Genomic DNA, 16,393 nt, shown 5'->3' on the forward strand with positions numbered 1-16,393 from the left:
CATGGCTAATCTGCGTATCGCGCTGGTGGCCGGGGAAGCTTCCGGCGACATTCTGGGCGCAGGTCTTATGCGAGCCCTCAAGGCCCAGCATCCAGCGGTAGAGTTCATCGGCGTTGGCGGCCCGCTGATGCAGGCTGAGGGGCTTACGTCCTACTTCCCCATGGAGCGTTTGTCGGTCATGGGGCTGGTCGAGGTGCTGGGTCGCCTGCGCGAGCTGCTGGCCCGTCGCAAGCTGCTGATCCAGACCCTGATCGAAGAAAAGCCCGACGTGTTCATCGGAATCGACGCGCCGGACTTCACCCTCAATATCGAACTCAAGTTGCGCCAGGCCGGTATCAAGACGGTGCACTATGTCAGCCCGTCCGTTTGGGCATGGCGGCAGAAGCGCGTGCTCAAGATCCGTGAAGGCTGCGACCTGATGCTGACGTTGCTGCCGTTCGAAGCGCGGTTCTATGAAGAAAAGGGCGTGCCGGTGCGGTTTGTCGGGCACACTCTGGCCGACACTATTCCCTTGCAGGCGGATCGCGCCGCCGCGCGTGCCGAACTGGGTTTGCCCGACGGCCCCTTGGTTGCGTTGATGCCGGGCAGCCGTGGCGGCGAAGTCGGTCGCCTGGCCTCTGTATTCTTCGATGCCGCCGAGCGTCTGCAAGCGTTGAAACCAGGGGTACGTTTCGTGCTGCCTTGCGCGAGCCCGCAGCGTCGCGCGCAGATCGAAACGCTGCTGGAAGGGCGCAACCTGCCGTTGACCCTGCTCGATGGTCAATCGCACCTGGCCCTGGCGGCCTGTGATGCGGTGCTGATCGCTTCGGGGACGGCCACGCTGGAGGCCTTGCTGTACAAGCGCCCGATGGTCGTGGCCTACCGCCTGGCGCCGCTGACGTTCTGGATTCTCAAGCGCATGGTCAAAAGCCCTTACATCTCCCTGCCCAATCTGCTGGCCCAACGCCTGTTGGTGCCGGAGTTGTTGCAGGACGATGCGACGCCTGAGGCGCTCGCGCAGACCCTGCTCCCCTTGATCGAGGGTGGCGAAGAACAGACCCGTGGTTTCGACGCTATCCATCGCATACTGCGCCGTGATGCCTCTAACCAGGCGGCAGACGCTGTATTGACGTTGATCGGCCAGAAACAGGAGGCGATATGAGTACGCAAATGGGCCTGGATTTCAGCCTGGTTGCCGAAGCCCACGAACTGGTGGCCGGTGTTGACGAAGTCGGGCGCGGGCCTTTGTGTGGCGCCGTGGTCACGGCGGCAGTGATCCTCGATCCAAACCGTCCGATCCTCGGCCTCAACGACTCGAAAAAACTCACCGAAGCGCGGCGCGAAAAGCTCTACGACGAGATTTGCGAGAAAGCCCTGAGTTGGCACATCGCCCGGGCCGAAGTTGAAGAAATCGACGAATTGAACATCCTCCACGCCACCATGCTCGCCATGCAGCGTGCCGTGGAGGGCCTGCACATCACGCCCAAACTGGCGATGATCGATGGCAACCGCTGCCCCAGACTTGCCATGCCATCGGAGGCGGTGGTGAAGGGCGATAGCAAGGTGCCGGCGATTGCGGCGGCCTCCATTCTGGCAAAGGTCAGTCGTGATCGTGAAATGGCGGCTTTCGAATTGATCTACCCGGGCTATGGCATCGGCGGTCATAAAGGCTACCCGACGCCCGTTCATCTGGAAGCCCTGGCACGTCTTGGCCCGACACCGATCCACCGCCGCTCGTTCGCCCCGGTGCGTCAGGCTTACGAGGCGCGGGAGAGTCTCAGCGAGGTGTAGTCGCGAGGCTGATGTTTTTGCCAAGGCCCGGTACAATCCGGGCCTTGTTGCTTCCACGTATAAGAGATCACTATGCCGGCTTCATTCGTTCACCTACGCCTGCACACTGAATACTCCCTGGTCGACGGCCTGGTACGGATCAAACCGCTGGTCAAAACCCTGGTGGGCATGAACATGCCTGCGGTCGCGGTCACCGATCAGAACAACATGTGTTCCCTGGTCAAGTTCTACAAGAACGCCATGGGCGCCGGCATCAAGCCGATCTGCGGCGCCGACCTGTGGCTGTCCAACAAAGACCCGGATAACCCCCTGAGCCGCATCAGCCTGCTGGCGATGAACGGCGTGGGTTACCGCAACCTCACCGAACTGATTTCCCGTGGTTTTATCGACGGCCAACGCAATGGCTCGATTATCATCGAGCGCGAATGGGTCGCCGAGGCCAGCGAAGGCCTGATCATGCTGTCGGCCGCCAAAGAGGGCGAGATCGGCATTGCATTGTTGGGCGGCAACCCTCAAGAAGCCGAAGTGCTGGCCAAGGAATGGATGCAGGTCTTCCCCGACCGTTTCTACCTGGAAGTCCAGCGCACCAACCGCCCCAACGATGAAGAGCACCTGCACGCCGCCGTGGCCCTGGCCGACAAACTGGGCGCGCCGCTGGTGGCGACCAACGACGTGCGCTTCATCAAGAAGGAAGACTTCGAGGCCCACGAAACCCGTGTTTGCATCGGCGAAGGCCGGGCCCTGGATGACCCGCGTCGCTCGAAGAACTACAGCGAAGAGCAGTACCTCAAAAGCGCCGATGAAATGGCCGAGCTGTTCAGCGACCTGCCCGAGGCCCTGGAAAACTCCGTCGAGATCGCCAAGCGCTGCAATATCGAAGTGAAGCTGGGCAAGCACTTCCTGCCCAACTTCCCGATTCCGGATGGCATGACCATCGATGAATATTTTCGCAAGGTGTCCTTCGACGGGCTGGAAGAGCGCCTCAGCGTTCTGCTGCCCAAGGACACCACCGAAGATTACGAGGCCAAGCGCCAGGTCTATGTGGACCGGCTGAATTTCGAGCTGGATATCATCATCCAGATGGGCTTCCCCGGTTACTTCCTGATCGTGATGGACTTTATCCAGTGGGCCAAGAACAACGGCGTGCCGGTTGGCCCGGGCCGGGGGTCAGGTGCCGGTTCGCTGGTGGCCTATGTGCAGAAGATCACCGACCTTGATCCGTTGGAATATGACCTGCTGTTCGAACGGTTCCTGAACCCGGAACGGGTTTCCATGCCCGACTTCGACGTCGACTTCTGCATGGATGGCCGTGACCGTGTGATCGAATACGTGGCCGAGAAATACGGCCGCAACGCGGTCAGCCAGATCATCACCTTCGGCTCCATGGCGGCCAAAGCGGTAATCCGCGACGTGGCTCGGGTGCAGGGCAAGTCCTACGGCCTGGCGGATCGCCTGTCGAAGATGATCCCGTTCGAAGTCGGCATGACCCTGGAAAAGGCCTATGAGCAGGAAGAAATCCTGCGCGACTTCATCAAGGTCGATGAAGAAGCGGCCGAGATCTGGGAGATGGCCCGCAAGCTGGAAGGCGTGGTGCGTAACGTCGGTAAGCACGCCGGTGGCGTGGTCATCGCGCCGACCAAGTTGACTGACTTTTCGCCGATCTATTGCGATGAAGAAGGCGACGGCCTGGTCACCCAGTTCGACAAGGATGACGTGGAGGCGGCCGGCCTGGTGAAGTTCGACTTCCTCGGCCTGCGGACCCTGACGATCATCGACTGGGCGCTCAAGACCATCAACCGCGACCGCGCCAAGGTCAACGAAGAACCGCTGGATATCGCCTTTATCCCGCTGGATGACAAGCCGACCTACACGCTGCTGCAAAAAGCCGAAACCACGGCGGTGTTCCAGCTTGAATCCCGCGGCATGAAAGAGCTGATCAAAAAGCTCAAGCCCGACTGCCTGGAAGACTTGATCGCACTGGTGGCCCTGTTCCGTCCGGGCCCGCTGCAATCGGGCATGGTGGACGACTTTATCAACCGTAAACACGGGCGCGCCGAGCTGGCCTACCCGCACTCGGACTACCAGTACGAGGGCCTCAAGCCGGTATTGGCACCGACCTACGGCATCATCCTGTATCAGGAACAGGTGATGCAGATTGCCCAGGTGATGGCCGGTTACACCCTGGGTGGCGCGGACATGCTGCGTCGAGCCATGGGTAAGAAAAAACCCGAGGAAATGGCCAAGCAGCGCGGCGGTTTCATTGAAGGTTGTGCTACCAACAATATCGACGCCGACCTTGCGGGTAACATCTTCGACCTGGTGGAGAAATTCGCCGGTTACGGCTTCAACAAATCCCACTCCGCCGCCTACGGCCTGGTGTCGTACCAGACCGCGTGGCTGAAAGCCCACTACCCGGCGCCGTTCATGGCGGCGGTACTTTCGGCGGATATGCACAACACCGACAAGGTCGTGACCTTGATCGAGGAAGTGCGCACCATGAAGCTGCGCCTCGACGCACCGGACGTGAACGCCTCGGAGTTCAAGTTCACGGTGAACGATGAAGGCCGCATCATCTATGGCCTGGGCGCGATCAAGGGCGTCGGCGAGGGGCCGGTGGAGGCCATCACCGAAGCGCGCCAGGACGGTCCGTTCACGGACCTGTTCGACTTCTGCGCACGGGTTGACCTCAAGCGCATCAACAAACGAACCCTCGACGGCCTGATCCGCAGCGGCGCGCTCGACCGTCTCGGCCCGTATTTCCATGATGAGCCCAAGGCCTACCAGGCCAATATCGACCGTAACCGTGCGGTGCTGCTCGCCGCCATGGAAGAAGCGATCAAGGCGGCCGAACAGACTGCACGTACCCATGACAGCGGCCATGCCGACCTGTTTGGCGGGTTGTTCGTCGAAGAAGATGCGGATGTCTACGGTAACCACCGCAAGGCCAAGGAACTGACCCTCAAGGAACGCCTCAAGGGTGAGAAAGATACCCTGGGCTTGTACCTGACCGGCCATCCGATTGACGAATACGAAGGTGAAATCCGCCGCTTCGCCCGTCAGCGCATCATCGACCTGAAACCGGCGCGGGACACCCAGACCGTCGCCGGTATGATCATTGCCCTGCGGGTGATGAAGAACAAGAAGGGCGACAAGATGGGTTTTATCACCCTCGACGACCGCTCGGGCCGCATCGAAGCGTCGCTGTTTGCCGACGCGTTCCACTCCGCCCAGTCGTTGTTGCAGACCGATGCCATGGTGGTCGTGGAAGGGGAGGTCAGCAACGATGACTTCTCTGGTGGCCTGCGCCTGCGGATCAAGCGGGTGATGAGTATGGAAGATGCGCGCACCAATCTGGCCGAAAGCCTGCGCTTGAAGGTGAAAACCGAAGCGCTCAAGGGTGATCAGCTACGCTGGTTGGGCGACCTGCTCAAACGCCACCGTGGTGCATGCCCGGTGACCATGGAGTACACCGGCAATGACGCCAAGGCCATGTTGCAGTTTGGCGAGACCTGGCGAATCGATCCCGCTGATGGCTTGATTCAAGCTTTGCGTGACCAGTTCGGGCGAGACAACGTCTTCCTCCAATACCGTTGACGGTCAGATATGTCTGACTTCGACTAAACATTTAATCTCGACCTAAACGCGCCTCTCCCTTAAGGTAGGGCGCGAATAGACAACCGGCTGGCCAGGCACGCCCTGGCCGTCGACCCAAGACGGACGCTTATGAACCCGAATTTTCTTGATTTCGAACAGCCGATCGCTGACCTGCAAGCCAAGATCGAAGAGCTGCGCCTGGTCGGCAATGACAATTCGCTGAATATCGGCGATGAAATCTCCCGCCTGCAAGACAAGAGCAAAACGCTCACCGAAGACATCTTCGGCAAGCTGACCAGCTGGCAGATCGCGCGCCTGGCTCGCCACCCGCGCCGTCCGTACACCCTGGACTACATTCAGCACATCTTCACCGAGTTCGACGAGCTGCATGGCGACCGCCACTTCTCCGACGACGCCGCCATCGTCGGCGGTATCGCCCGCCTGGACGACCAGCCGGTGATGGTGATCGGTCACCAGAAAGGCCGTGAAGTGCGCGAGAAAGTCCGTCGCAACTTCGGCATGCCGCGTCCAGAGGGCTACCGCAAGGCGTGCCGCCTGATGGAAATGGCTGAGCGATTCAAGATGCCGATCCTGACCTTCATCGACACCCCGGGCGCTTATCCGGGGATCGACGCCGAAGAGCGTAACCAGAGCGAGGCTATCGCCTGGAATCTGCGCGTCATGGCCCGCCTGAAAACCCCGATCATCGCCACCGTCATTGGTGAGGGTGGTTCCGGTGGTGCGCTGGCCATTGGTGTCTGCGATCAATTGAACATGCTGCAATACTCGACCTACGCGGTGATCTCGCCGGAAGGTTGCGCCTCGATCCTGTGGAAAACCGCCGAAAAGGCACCGGACGCTGCCGAAGCCATGGGCATCACCGCCGATCGCCTCAAAGGCCTGGGTATCGTGGACAAAGTGATCGCCGAGCCATTGGGCGGCGCCCACCGTGACCCGGCTGCCGCCGCTGCGACCATTCGCGCGGAACTGGGCTCGCAATTGGCGATGCTCAAGAAGCTGGATAACGAAGCGCTGCTGGCCCGTCGTTACGAGCGTCTGATGAGCTACGGTCTCTAAGACCCACGCAATACCCAAATGTGGGAGGGGGCTTGCCCCCGATTGCTGAGTGTCAGTCAATGTATCCAGGGCTGATCCACCGCGATCGGGGGCAAGTCCCCTCCCACATTTGCTTTGTGTATGCTTGGTGGGCGTATTCCAGATCAGAGGCGGTAACTTGTCATGAAACCGGCTCTGCCCGCCAGACTCTTGCAAACCCTTGCCCCCTGGCGCAGCGCCCCGGCCTGGCACATTGCGTTCTCCGGCGGCCTTGATTCCACCGTCCTGCTGCACCTCTTGGCCAACCTGGCCAAAACCGAGACCTTGCCCCCCCTCAGCGCTGTCCATGTCCACCATGGTCTGCAGGTTGCCGCCGACGCGTGGCCCGCTCATTGCCAGTCGATCTGCGACAGCCTGGGCGTGCCTCTGCACGTCATGCGCGTGCAGATCCAACCCGGCGCCAGCCTTGAACGTGCTGCTCGTGAGGCGCGTTACCAGGCGTTTGCCGAGGTGGCCGGGGCAGGGGAGGTCGTGCTGACGGGCCAGCATCGTGATGATCAGGCTGAAACCCTGCTGTTTCGCCTCTTGCGCGGGGCCGGGGTGCGCGGTTTGGCGGCCATGCCGGTGCATCGCCCGTTGGCGGGTGGTCATCTGGTGCGCCCGTTGCTGGATGTCTCCCGTGCGGAACTGGAGGCCTACGCCCACGCGCATCAATTGAAGTGGATCGAAGATCCGTCCAATGCCGATCCACGGTTCTCGCGCAATTACTTGCGCCATCGCGTACTCCCAGTCCTCACCGAGCGTTGGCCCCAAGCCGTTTCGAGTCTGGCCCGGACCGCCGATCACCTCGGCGAGGCCCAAGAGCTGCTGGATGAGCTGGCGCACATGGACCTGCTGGCTGCCGATCAACCTTCACAGTTTCCTTGGCTGCCGTTGCCATCCTTGGCGCTTACCCCTTTGCGCAAGCTTTCCGATGCCCGTCAGCGCAACGCCCTACGTCATTGGCTGACGCCGCTGACGCGCCTGCCCGACAGCGATCACTGGGCGGGCTGGTATTCCCTGCGCGATGCCAAGGGTGACGCACAACCTCTATGGCGCCTGGCCGACGGCGAGTTGCATCGTAGCGGCGAACGCATCTGGTGGCTGCCCATCGCATGTTCGGAATTTTCCGACGCATCGCTGAGCTGGCCCGATCCGCAAAACCCACTAGAGTTACCCGGCAATGGCCAGTTGACGTTCACCGGCAAGGTGCCCGAAGGGCCGCTGGAGATCCGCTACCGCCAGGGCGGCGAAATCATTGAAGTACCCGGTCGCGGCCGGCGTGACTTGAAGCGCCTGCTTAACGAAAGTGGCCTGCCGGGCTTCGTCCGTGGCAGATTGCCGCTGCTGTATCGAGGCCCGCGATTGCTGGGTGCGCCCAGCCTTGCGGGACTGTGGCCGGCACCGAGTGATGACTGGCAATTACATTGGATGCCACAGACCTGCGATCAAGGTTTGAGCTGATAGCGCCTTTCCGGTAGACTACGCTCCCTTCTTGATACAACTTCTGTGGATTCGACTGAATCGCAGCAGTTGCCGATTACCAAGCAGTCTTTGCTGGGCGATTCCAAAAAATGTGTAGCGATCAACGTACCGGTGTTTCATTGCTGGTCTGTCACCACGCGGCGGTTTTTTTGAAAGGTGCACTGTGATTAATGCAGGTGATCGGGGGCTTCGGCCTTCCTTCGCTTTCCCCGGCGGCTCGGACCGCTTTAACGCAGACTTCTAGGGTTTTTCATGACGCGCTACATATTCGTCACGGGCGGTGTTGTTTCTTCATTGGGGAAAGGCATTGCCTCCGCTTCATTGGCGGCCATCCTGGAGGCGCGGGGACTTAAGGTCACCATGCTCAAGCTGGACCCGTACATCAACGTTGACCCGGGCACCATGAGCCCGTTCCAGCACGGTGAAGTGTTCGTCACCCACGACGGCGCCGAAACCGACCTGGACCTGGGCCACTACGAGCGGTTCATCCGCACGACCATGACCCAGAACAACAACTTCACCACCGGCCGTGTCTACGAGCACGTGCTGCGCAAGGAGCGCCGTGGTGACTACCTGGGTGCAACCATCCAGGTGATCCCGCACATCACCGACGAAATCAAGCGCCGCATCATCAAGGGCGCTGGCGATGCCGACGTGGCGATGGTCGAGATTGGCGGCACCGTGGGTGACATCGAATCCCAACCGTTCCTCGAAGCCATCCGCCAGTTGCGTTTCGAAGTCGGCGCCAAGCGCGCGATGCTGATGCACCTGACCCTGGTGCCGTACATCGCCACCGCCGGCGAGACCAAAACCAAGCCAACCCAGCACTCGGTCAAGGAACTGCGTTCCATCGGCCTGCAGCCGGACGTGCTGGTCTGCCGCTCCGATCACCCGATCGACATTTCCTCGCGTCGCAAGATCGCGCAGTTCACCAACGTTGAAGAACGTGCGGTGATCGCGCTGGAAGACGCCGACACCATCTACAAGATCCCGGGCATCCTGCATTCGCAAGGCCTGGACGATTTTGTGGTCGAGCGTTTCGGCCTGCAATGCGGTGGTGCGGACCTGTCCGAGTGGGAAGCCGTGGTCGACGCCAAGCTCAACCCTGAGCACGAAGTCACCATCGCCATGGTCGGCAAGTACATGGAACTGCTGGACGCGTACAAGTCGCTGATCGAAGCGATGAGCCACGCCGGTATCAGCAACCGTACCAAGGTCAACCTGCGCTACATCGACTCTGAAGACATCGAGAACCAGGGCACCGCGCTGCTCGAAGGTGTCGACGCGATCCTCGTGCCAGGCGGTTTCGGCCTGCGTGGCGTGGAAGGCAAGATCACCGCGGTTCAGTACGCTCGTGAAAACAAGGTGCCTTACCTGGGTATCTGCCTGGGCATGCAAGTGGCCGTTATCGAGTTCGCCCGTAACGTGCTGGGCTGGAAAGACGCCAACTCCACCGAGTTCGACAGCAAGAGCGGCCACCCTGTCGTGGGCCTGATCACCGAGTGGGAAGATGCCACCGGCGCCGTCGAAGTCCGCACCGAAGCCTCCGACCTGGGCGGCACCATGCGCCTTGGCGCGCAGGACTGCCTGCTGGAGCCGGGCTCGCTGGTTCACGATTGCTACGGCAAGGACGTGATCGTCGAGCGTCACCGTCACCGCTATGAAGTGAACAACAACCTGCTGCCGCAGATCAAAGAGGCCGGCCTGAAAATCTCCGGTCGCTCCGGTGACGGCGCGCTGGTTGAAGTGGTCGAGGCGCCGGATCATCCGTGGTTCGTGGCGTGCCAGTTCCACCCTGAGTTCACCTCGACGCCGCGCGACGGTCACCCGTTGTTCAGCGGTTTCGTCAAGGCAGCCCTGACGCAACACCAGAAGAAGGCGTAACCCTGATGGCCCAGAAGATCATTCGCGTAGGCGACATCGAAATTGCCAACGATAAGCCCATGGTGCTGTTCGGCGGCATGAACGTGCTGGAAAGCCGCGACATGGCGATGCAGGTCTGTGAAGAGTACGTCAAGGTCACCGAGAAACTCGGTATCCCCTACGTGTTCAAGGCCAGCTTCGACAAGGCCAACCGTTCGTCCGTGACCTCCTATCGCGGGCCGGGTCTTGAAGAAGGCATGCGGATCTTCCAGGACATCAAGCAAGCCTTCGGCGTGCCGATCATCACCGACGTCCACGAGCCTGAACAGGCTGCCGTGGTCGCCGAGGTGTGCGACATCATCCAGTTGCCGGCCTTCCTGTCGCGCCAGACCGACCTGGTCGTCGCGATGGCCAGGACCGGCGCTGTGATCAATATCAAGAAAGCCCAGTTCCTCGCACCCCAGGAGATGAAACACATCCTGAACAAGTGCGTGGAAGCGGGTAACGACCAGTTGATCCTCTGCGAGCGGGGTTCGAGCTTCGGCTACAACAACCTCGTGGTGGACATGCTCGGTTTTGGCATCATGAAACAGTTCGAATACCCGGTGTTCTTCGACGTGACCCACGCGCTGCAAATGCCGGGTGGTCGCGCCGATTCCGCGGGCGGGCGCCGTGCCCAGGTGCTGGACCTGGCGAAGGCGGGCATCAGCCAGTCCCTGGCCGGCCTGTTCCTGGAAGCCCACCCGGACCCGGACAACGCCAAATGCGACGGCCCCTGCGCCCTGCGCCTGGACAAGCTGGAGCCGTTCCTGGTCCAGCTCAAGCAGTTGGACGAACTGGTCAAGAGTTTTCCGACGGTAGAGACCGCGTAAGCGTCGTTTCTCCGGTAGACTTTCCCACGCTTTACGCTCAGGCCTGCGGGCCTGGGCCTTGTCGCCTGCAAGCCTGCCCCGTTGTTCCACCCTTGCGGTCGGTCAAAAGATTCCCTTCAGCTGCGTCGTTTTCGTCAACTTTGGAGTGTTTACAACAATGGCAAAAATCGTCGACATCAAAGGTCGTGAAGTTCTCGACTCCCGTGGCAACCCCACCGTCGAAGCCGACGTGCTTCTCGATAACGGCATCATCGGCAGCGCCTGCGCGCCGTCCGGTGCTTCTACCGGTTCGCGCGAAGCGCTGGAACTGCGTGATGGCGACAAGAGCCGTTACCTGGGCAAAGGTGTACTGAAAGCCGTAGCCAACATCAACGGCCCGATCCGTGACCTGTTGCTGGGCAAGGACCCGCTGGACCAGAAAGCCCTGGACCACGCGATGATCAAGCTCGACGGCACCGACAACAAAGGCAGCCTGGGCGCCAACGCCATCCTCGCCGTGTCCCTGGCCGCTGCCAAGGCCGCCGCACAGGACCAGGACCTGCCGCTGTACGCGCACATTGCCAACCTGAACGGCACCCCGGGTGTCTACTCGATGCCGGTGCCGATGATGAACATCATCAACGGCGGCGAGCACGCCGATAACAACGTCGACATCCAGGAATTCATGGTGCAGCCGGTCGGCGCCAAGTCCTTCTCCGAAGGCCTGCGCATGGGCACCGAGATTTTCCATCACCTCAAGGCTGTGCTGAAGGCCCGTGGCCTGAGCACTGCGGTGGGTGACGAAGGCGGTTTTGCACCGAACCTGGCGTCTAACGAAGATGCACTGAAAGTGATCTCCGAAGCCGTGGCCAATGCTGGCTACAAGCTGGGCACCGACGTGACCCTGGCCCTGGACTGCGCGGCAAGCGAGTTTTACGAGGACGGTAAGTACAACCTGTCCGGCGAAGGCCAGGTGTTCAACTCCGAAGGTTTTGCCGAATACCTGAAAGGCCTGACCCAGCGCTATCCGATCATCTCGATCGAAGACGGCCTGGACGAGTCCGATTGGGACGGCTGGAAAATCCTCACCGACAAGATCGGCGAGAAAATCCAACTGGTGGGCGACGACCTGTTCGTGACCAACACCAAGATCCTGAAAGAAGGCATCGATAAAAAGATCGCCAACTCGATCCTGATCAAGTTCAACCAGATCGGCACCCTGACCGAAACCCTGGAAGCCATCCAGATGGCCAAGGCTGCGGGCTACACCGCCGTGATCTCGCACCGCTCCGGCGAAACCGAAGACTCGACCATTGCTGACCTGGCCGTGGGCACCTCGGCTGGCCAGATCAAGACCGGTTCCCTGTGCCGTTCCGACCGTGTTTCCAAGTACAACCAATTGCTGCGTATCGAAGAGCAACTGGCTGGCAAGGCCAAGTACAACGGTCGCGGCGAGTTTCGCGGCTGATCGCTAGTTGATGGTGAAACATGGTAAAAAGTCGGCGGATTGCGTCGGAAAACTCACGACAGTGTGGATTTCGACGCTAATCTGATGGCTATCAAGCACAAGCCTGGTTTTTCCAGGCTTCGTGCTATCAGTTGCTGCAAAAGTTTTGCATGGCGGTCTTTTTTCACTGGATACCCGATATTCGATGCGCAGTCCCAATTGGTTGTTCCTCGTCTTGCTCTTGTTGCTGGCTGGCCTGCAGTACCGCCTATGGGTGGGTAATGGCAGCTTTGCGCAGGTAAAAGACCTGACCCAGCAAATTGCCGACCAGCACGCCGAAAACGAACGCCTGCTGGAGCGCAACCGCGTCCTCGATGCCGAAGTGCTTGAGCTGAAAAAAGGTACGGAGACCGTGGAAGAGCGGGCTCGTCATGAATTGGGCATGGTCAAGGAGGGTGAAACCCTCTACCAGTTGGCCCAATGAGTAGCCGTTTGCCGGCCTTCTGGGCCGTGATTCCTGCCGCGGGCGTCGGTGCCCGTATGGCTGCGGACCGTCCCAAGCAATATCTGCAACTGGGCGGGCGCACTATTCTCGAACACAGCCTTGGCTGTTTTCTTGACCATCCAGACCTTAAAGGGTTGGTGGTCAGTCTTGCTGTTGATGATCCTTACTGGCCCAACCTGTCATGCGCCAACGACCCACGCATCGTGCGTGCGGATGGCGGTGACGAGCGTTCGGGGTCTGTGCTCAATGCGCTGCTGCAACTCAATGCCCTGGGCGCCAGCGATGACGATTGGGTGTTAGTGCACGATGCGGCACGGCCGAACCTGAGTCGTGATGATCTCGACAAGTTATTAAGCGAGCTGGCGAACGATCCTGTGGGTGGTCTGTTGGCCGTACCGGCCCGCGACACCCTCAAGCGCGTCGACAAGCATGGCCGCGTGGTCGAGACCGTCGATCGCAGCTTGATCTGGCAGGCTTATACGCCGCAGATGTTCCGCCTGGGGGCTTTGCATCGTGCCTTGGCCGACAGCCTGGTGGCGGATGCCGTCATTACCGACGAGGCGTCGGCGATGGAATGGTCCGGCCAGGCGCCGCGCCTGATCGAAGGGCGCTCGGACAATATCAAAGTGACCCGACCCGAAGATCTGGAATGGCTACGCTTGCGGTGGGTCAACCGCAGGTAATCCGCGATACCGTGTCGACCTCATCGGGGGCAAGCCCCGTCCCACATTGAAAGGCGTTCCAAGTGTGGGAGGGGGCTTGCCCCCGATGAGGCCCGTCCAAACAACCCACAGTCAACTGCTGTACTCCGGCCTTTCAGCCAGCCCCTCCTTCAAGAAGTCCACCAACTTCCTGACCTTCGGCGACAAATGCCTCTGCTGTGGATACAACGCCCACACCGCCGTATTCGGCGGCTGATGCGCCTCCAGCAGCGACACCAGTGCCCCACTGTGCAGATGCTCCAGCACGTAATAGTCCGGCAACTGGCACAACCCGACGCCCTGTAGCGCCGCATCCAACACCGCTTGCCCACTGTTGCAGCGCCAGTTTCCCTGCACGCGCTGGGAAAACTCCCGCCCATCCTGGGCCAGTTGCCAGATATCCGAGCTGCCGATCAGGCAGTTATGCCGGCTCAATTCCGACAGGCTATGTGGCCGACCATACCGAGCGAGGTAAGACGGCGACGCACACAGGTACATGCGCCTCGGCGCCAGTCGGCTGGCGACCATGCGCGAATCCTGTAAACGCCCCAGGCGGATCGCCAGGTCGAGGCCTTCGTGCACCAGGTCCAACTGGCGGTTGCTCAGCTCGATATCCACCCGCAACTGCGGATACAGCCCCATGAACCGGGTGACCAGCGGCACGATAAAGCGCTCGCCATATGCCACGGCACAGGTCATGCGCAACATGCCCTTGGGCTCGCTGGTGAGATCGCCCACCGCACGCAGCGCTTCTTCACGCCCGTCCTGCAGGCGTTGGCAGTGTTGCAGGAACGTCTGGCCGGCCTCGGTCAGCGTCACCTTGCGCGTACTGCGGTACAGCAACCGGGTTTGCAGGCGTTCTTCCAGGCGCGCCACCTGCCGGCTGATATGGGAGGACGACACCCCAAGCCGTTCCGCCGCCGCCGTGAACTGGCTGCATTCGGCTACCGCGACAAACTCATCGATACCTTCCCAGCGGTTCTCAAGCACGGCGATTATCCCTGTACAGCAATAAAGTTTTGCTTTTGCCTGGATTATTCATCAGTCAGCTATGTTTTACACTCGCTGTCTCAGTTTTCAACTCCCTGGAGAAACCCGGATGATCAAGTCCCGTGCCGCCGTAGCCTTCGAAGCCAAGAAGCCCCTCGAGATCGTCGAAGTGGATGTCGCCATGCCCAAGGCCGGTGAAGTGCTGTTGCGCGTGGTCGCGTCCGGCGTATGTCATACCGACGCCTACACCCTGTCGGGCGCCGACCCGGAAGGCATCTTCCCGTCGATCCTCGGCCATGAGGGCGGAGCGGTGGTTGAAGCGATCGGTGAGGGTGTGACCTCGGTGGCCGTGGGCGATCACGTCATCCCGCTTTACACCCCGGAATGCGGCAAGTGCAAGTTCTGCCTGTCGGGCAAGACCAACCTGTGCCAGGCCATCCGTTCCACCCAGGGCAAAGGCCTGATGCCGGACGGCACCACGCGTTTCTCCTACAAGGGCCAGCCGATTTTCCACTACATGGGCACCTCGACCTTCTCCGAGTACACCGTGCTGCCGGAAATTTCCGTGGCCAAGATTCCTAAAGAGGCGCCGCTGGAAAAGGTCTGCCTGCTCGGTTGCGGCGTCACCACTGGCATCGGCGCGGTCATCAACACCGCCAAGGTCAAGCCAGGCGATACCGTAGCCATCTTCGGCCTCGGCGGTATTGGCCTGTCGGCAGTGATCGGTGCGGTTAAAGCCAAGGCAGGTCGCATCATTGCCATCGACATCAACCCGGCCAAGTTCGAAATCGCCAAGCAACTGGGTGCGACCGATTGCATCAATCCGAAAGACTATGACCGCCCGATCCAGGACGTGATCGTCGACCTCACCGACGGCGGCGTGGACTTCTCCTTCGAATGTATCGGCAACGTGCAACTGATGCGCGCCGCCCTCGAGTGCTGCCACAAAGGCTGGGGCGAGTCGGTGATCATCGGCGTGGCCGGTGCCGGCCAGGAAATCGCCACCCGTCCATTCCAGTTGGTGACCGGTCGCGTCTGGCGCGGTTCGGCCTTCGGTGGCGTACGTGGCCGCTCCGAGCTGCCAAGCTACGTGGAAATGGCCCAGACCGGCGAGATCCCGCTGGACACCTTCATCACCCACACCATGGGCCTGGAAGACATCAACAAGGCGTTTGACCTGATGCATGAAGGCAAGAGCATTCGTACCGTCATCCACTTCTGAGGTCGGCCATGAGTCTGGAAAACCTGTCGTGCCAGAAGAGCTTCGGCGGCTGGCATAAACGCTACAAGCATCATTCCGATGTGCTCGGTTGTGACATGGCCTTCGCTGTCTACCTGCCGCCGCAAGCGGAGCAGGGCGGTAAATTGCCAGTGTTGTACTGGCTGTCCGGTCTCACCTGCACCGATGAGAACTTCATGCAGAAGGCCGGCGCCCAGCGCATGGCTGCCGAGTTGGGGCTGATCATCGTCGCGCCGGATACCAGCCCGCGTGGTCCGGGTGTGCCGGGCGACCCGGATAACGCGTGGGATTTCGGCCTCGGCGCCGGCTTCTATCTGAATGCCACCCAGGAACCCTGGGCCAAGCACTATCGGATGTATGACTACGTCGTGCAGGAATTGCCGGGGTTGATCGAAGCGCATTTCCCGGCATCGGATAAGCGCGGCATCAGCGGCCACTCCATGGGCGGCCACGGTGCGCTGGTGTGTGCCTTGCGTAACCCTGGACGTTACCTGTCGGTGTCGGCGTTTTCGCCGATCAACAACCCGATGGATTGCCCATGGGGCCAGAAAGCCTTCTCCCGCTACTTGGGGGAAGAGCGTTCCAAGTGGCGCGAATGGGACACCTGTGTACTGATCGGCGAAGCCTCGGAAAAGCTGCCACTGCTGGTGGACCAGGGCGACCGCGACGATTTCCTCGCCGTGCAACTCAAGCCTGAAGCCCTTCAACAAGCGGCCAAGGCAGCCAACCATCCGCTGGAACTGCGCCTGCAACCCGGCTACGACCACAGCTACTTCTTTATCGCCAGCTTCATCGAAGACCATTTGCGACACCATGGCCGTGCTTTGCTCGGTTAATGTGAGGCAAAAGTAG

At 60.7% G+C, this 16,393-nt stretch carries 13 protein-coding genes; 12 read left to right on the plus strand and 1 reads right to left on the minus strand.

Annotation, left to right across the window (positions count from 1 at the left end):
- The first annotated feature begins 1 nt into the window (after window position 1).
- From lpxB to ispD, 10 genes are all read left to right on the plus strand, one after another.
- Entirely contained in the window at window positions 2-1,141 is a 1,140-nt protein-coding gene (gene lpxB, locus ACZ445_RS06370) for a lipid-A-disaccharide synthase (RefSeq protein WP_464708094.1), read from the plus strand.
- The gene (gene rnhB / locus ACZ445_RS06375) at window positions 1,138-1,770 is read left to right on the plus strand and encodes a ribonuclease HII (RefSeq protein WP_464708095.1); all 633 of its coding nucleotides are present in this window, start codon (window positions 1,138-1,140) and stop codon (window positions 1,768-1,770) included. Before lpxB ends, rnhB begins: the two co-directional genes overlap by 4 nt.
- Before the next feature lie 72 nt (window positions 1,771-1,842).
- Window positions 1,843-5,364, plus strand: coding sequence for a DNA polymerase III subunit alpha (gene dnaE, locus ACZ445_RS06380; protein WP_058425279.1), 3,522 nt, complete (start codon window positions 1,843-1,845; stop codon window positions 5,362-5,364).
- 129 nt (window positions 5,365-5,493) lie between these two features.
- Entirely contained in the window at window positions 5,494-6,441 is a 948-nt protein-coding gene (locus ACZ445_RS06385; RefSeq protein WP_058425278.1) for an acetyl-CoA carboxylase carboxyltransferase subunit alpha, read from the plus strand.
- A gap of 162 nt (window positions 6,442-6,603) precedes the next feature.
- On the plus strand, window positions 6,604-7,923 hold the full coding sequence (gene tilS, locus ACZ445_RS06390) for a tRNA lysidine(34) synthetase TilS (protein WP_058425277.1): 1,320 nt from the start codon (window positions 6,604-6,606) through the stop codon (window positions 7,921-7,923).
- 273 nt (window positions 7,924-8,196) lie between these two features.
- A complete protein-coding gene (locus ACZ445_RS06395) occupies window positions 8,197-9,828 on the plus strand; it encodes a CTP synthase (protein ID WP_025855139.1) in 1,632 nt (543 codons plus the stop codon).
- Window positions 9,829-9,833: 5 nt separating this feature from the next.
- The gene (gene kdsA / locus ACZ445_RS06400; protein WP_058425276.1) at window positions 9,834-10,679 is read left to right on the plus strand and encodes a 3-deoxy-8-phosphooctulonate synthase; all 846 of its coding nucleotides are present in this window, start codon (window positions 9,834-9,836) and stop codon (window positions 10,677-10,679) included.
- Between the two features lie 157 nt (window positions 10,680-10,836).
- Window positions 10,837-12,126, plus strand: coding sequence for a phosphopyruvate hydratase (eno, locus tag ACZ445_RS06405; RefSeq protein ID WP_058425275.1), 1,290 nt, complete (start codon window positions 10,837-10,839; stop codon window positions 12,124-12,126).
- Window positions 12,127-12,310: 184 nt separating this feature from the next.
- Complete coding sequence (gene ftsB, locus ACZ445_RS06410) at window positions 12,311-12,589, plus strand: cell division protein FtsB (protein ID WP_003172294.1); 279 nt, start codon at window positions 12,311-12,313, stop codon at window positions 12,587-12,589.
- The gene (gene ispD, locus ACZ445_RS06415) at window positions 12,586-13,293 is read left to right on the plus strand and encodes a 2-C-methyl-D-erythritol 4-phosphate cytidylyltransferase (protein ID WP_058425274.1); all 708 of its coding nucleotides are present in this window, start codon (window positions 12,586-12,588) and stop codon (window positions 13,291-13,293) included. Before ftsB ends, ispD begins: the two co-directional genes overlap by 4 nt.
- A gap of 111 nt (window positions 13,294-13,404) precedes the next feature.
- Here the strand turns inward: ispD and ACZ445_RS06420 are convergent, their stop codons facing one another.
- Complete coding sequence (locus ACZ445_RS06420; protein ID WP_058425273.1) at window positions 13,405-14,301, minus strand: LysR substrate-binding domain-containing protein; 897 nt, start codon at window positions 14,299-14,301, stop codon at window positions 13,405-13,407.
- A 109-nt stretch (window positions 14,302-14,410) separates the two neighbouring features.
- On the opposite strand from ACZ445_RS06420, the gene ACZ445_RS06425 reads away from it, so the two are divergent.
- Entirely contained in the window at window positions 14,411-15,523 is a 1,113-nt protein-coding gene (locus ACZ445_RS06425) for an S-(hydroxymethyl)glutathione dehydrogenase/class III alcohol dehydrogenase (RefSeq protein WP_010212435.1), read from the plus strand.
- An 8-nt stretch (window positions 15,524-15,531) separates the two neighbouring features.
- Entirely contained in the window at window positions 15,532-16,377 is an 846-nt protein-coding gene (gene fghA, locus ACZ445_RS06430) for an S-formylglutathione hydrolase (protein WP_058425272.1), read from the plus strand.
- Window positions 16,378-16,393: the final 16 nt, after the last annotated feature.

The sequence above is a fragment of the Pseudomonas allii genome (assembly GCF_055380095.1).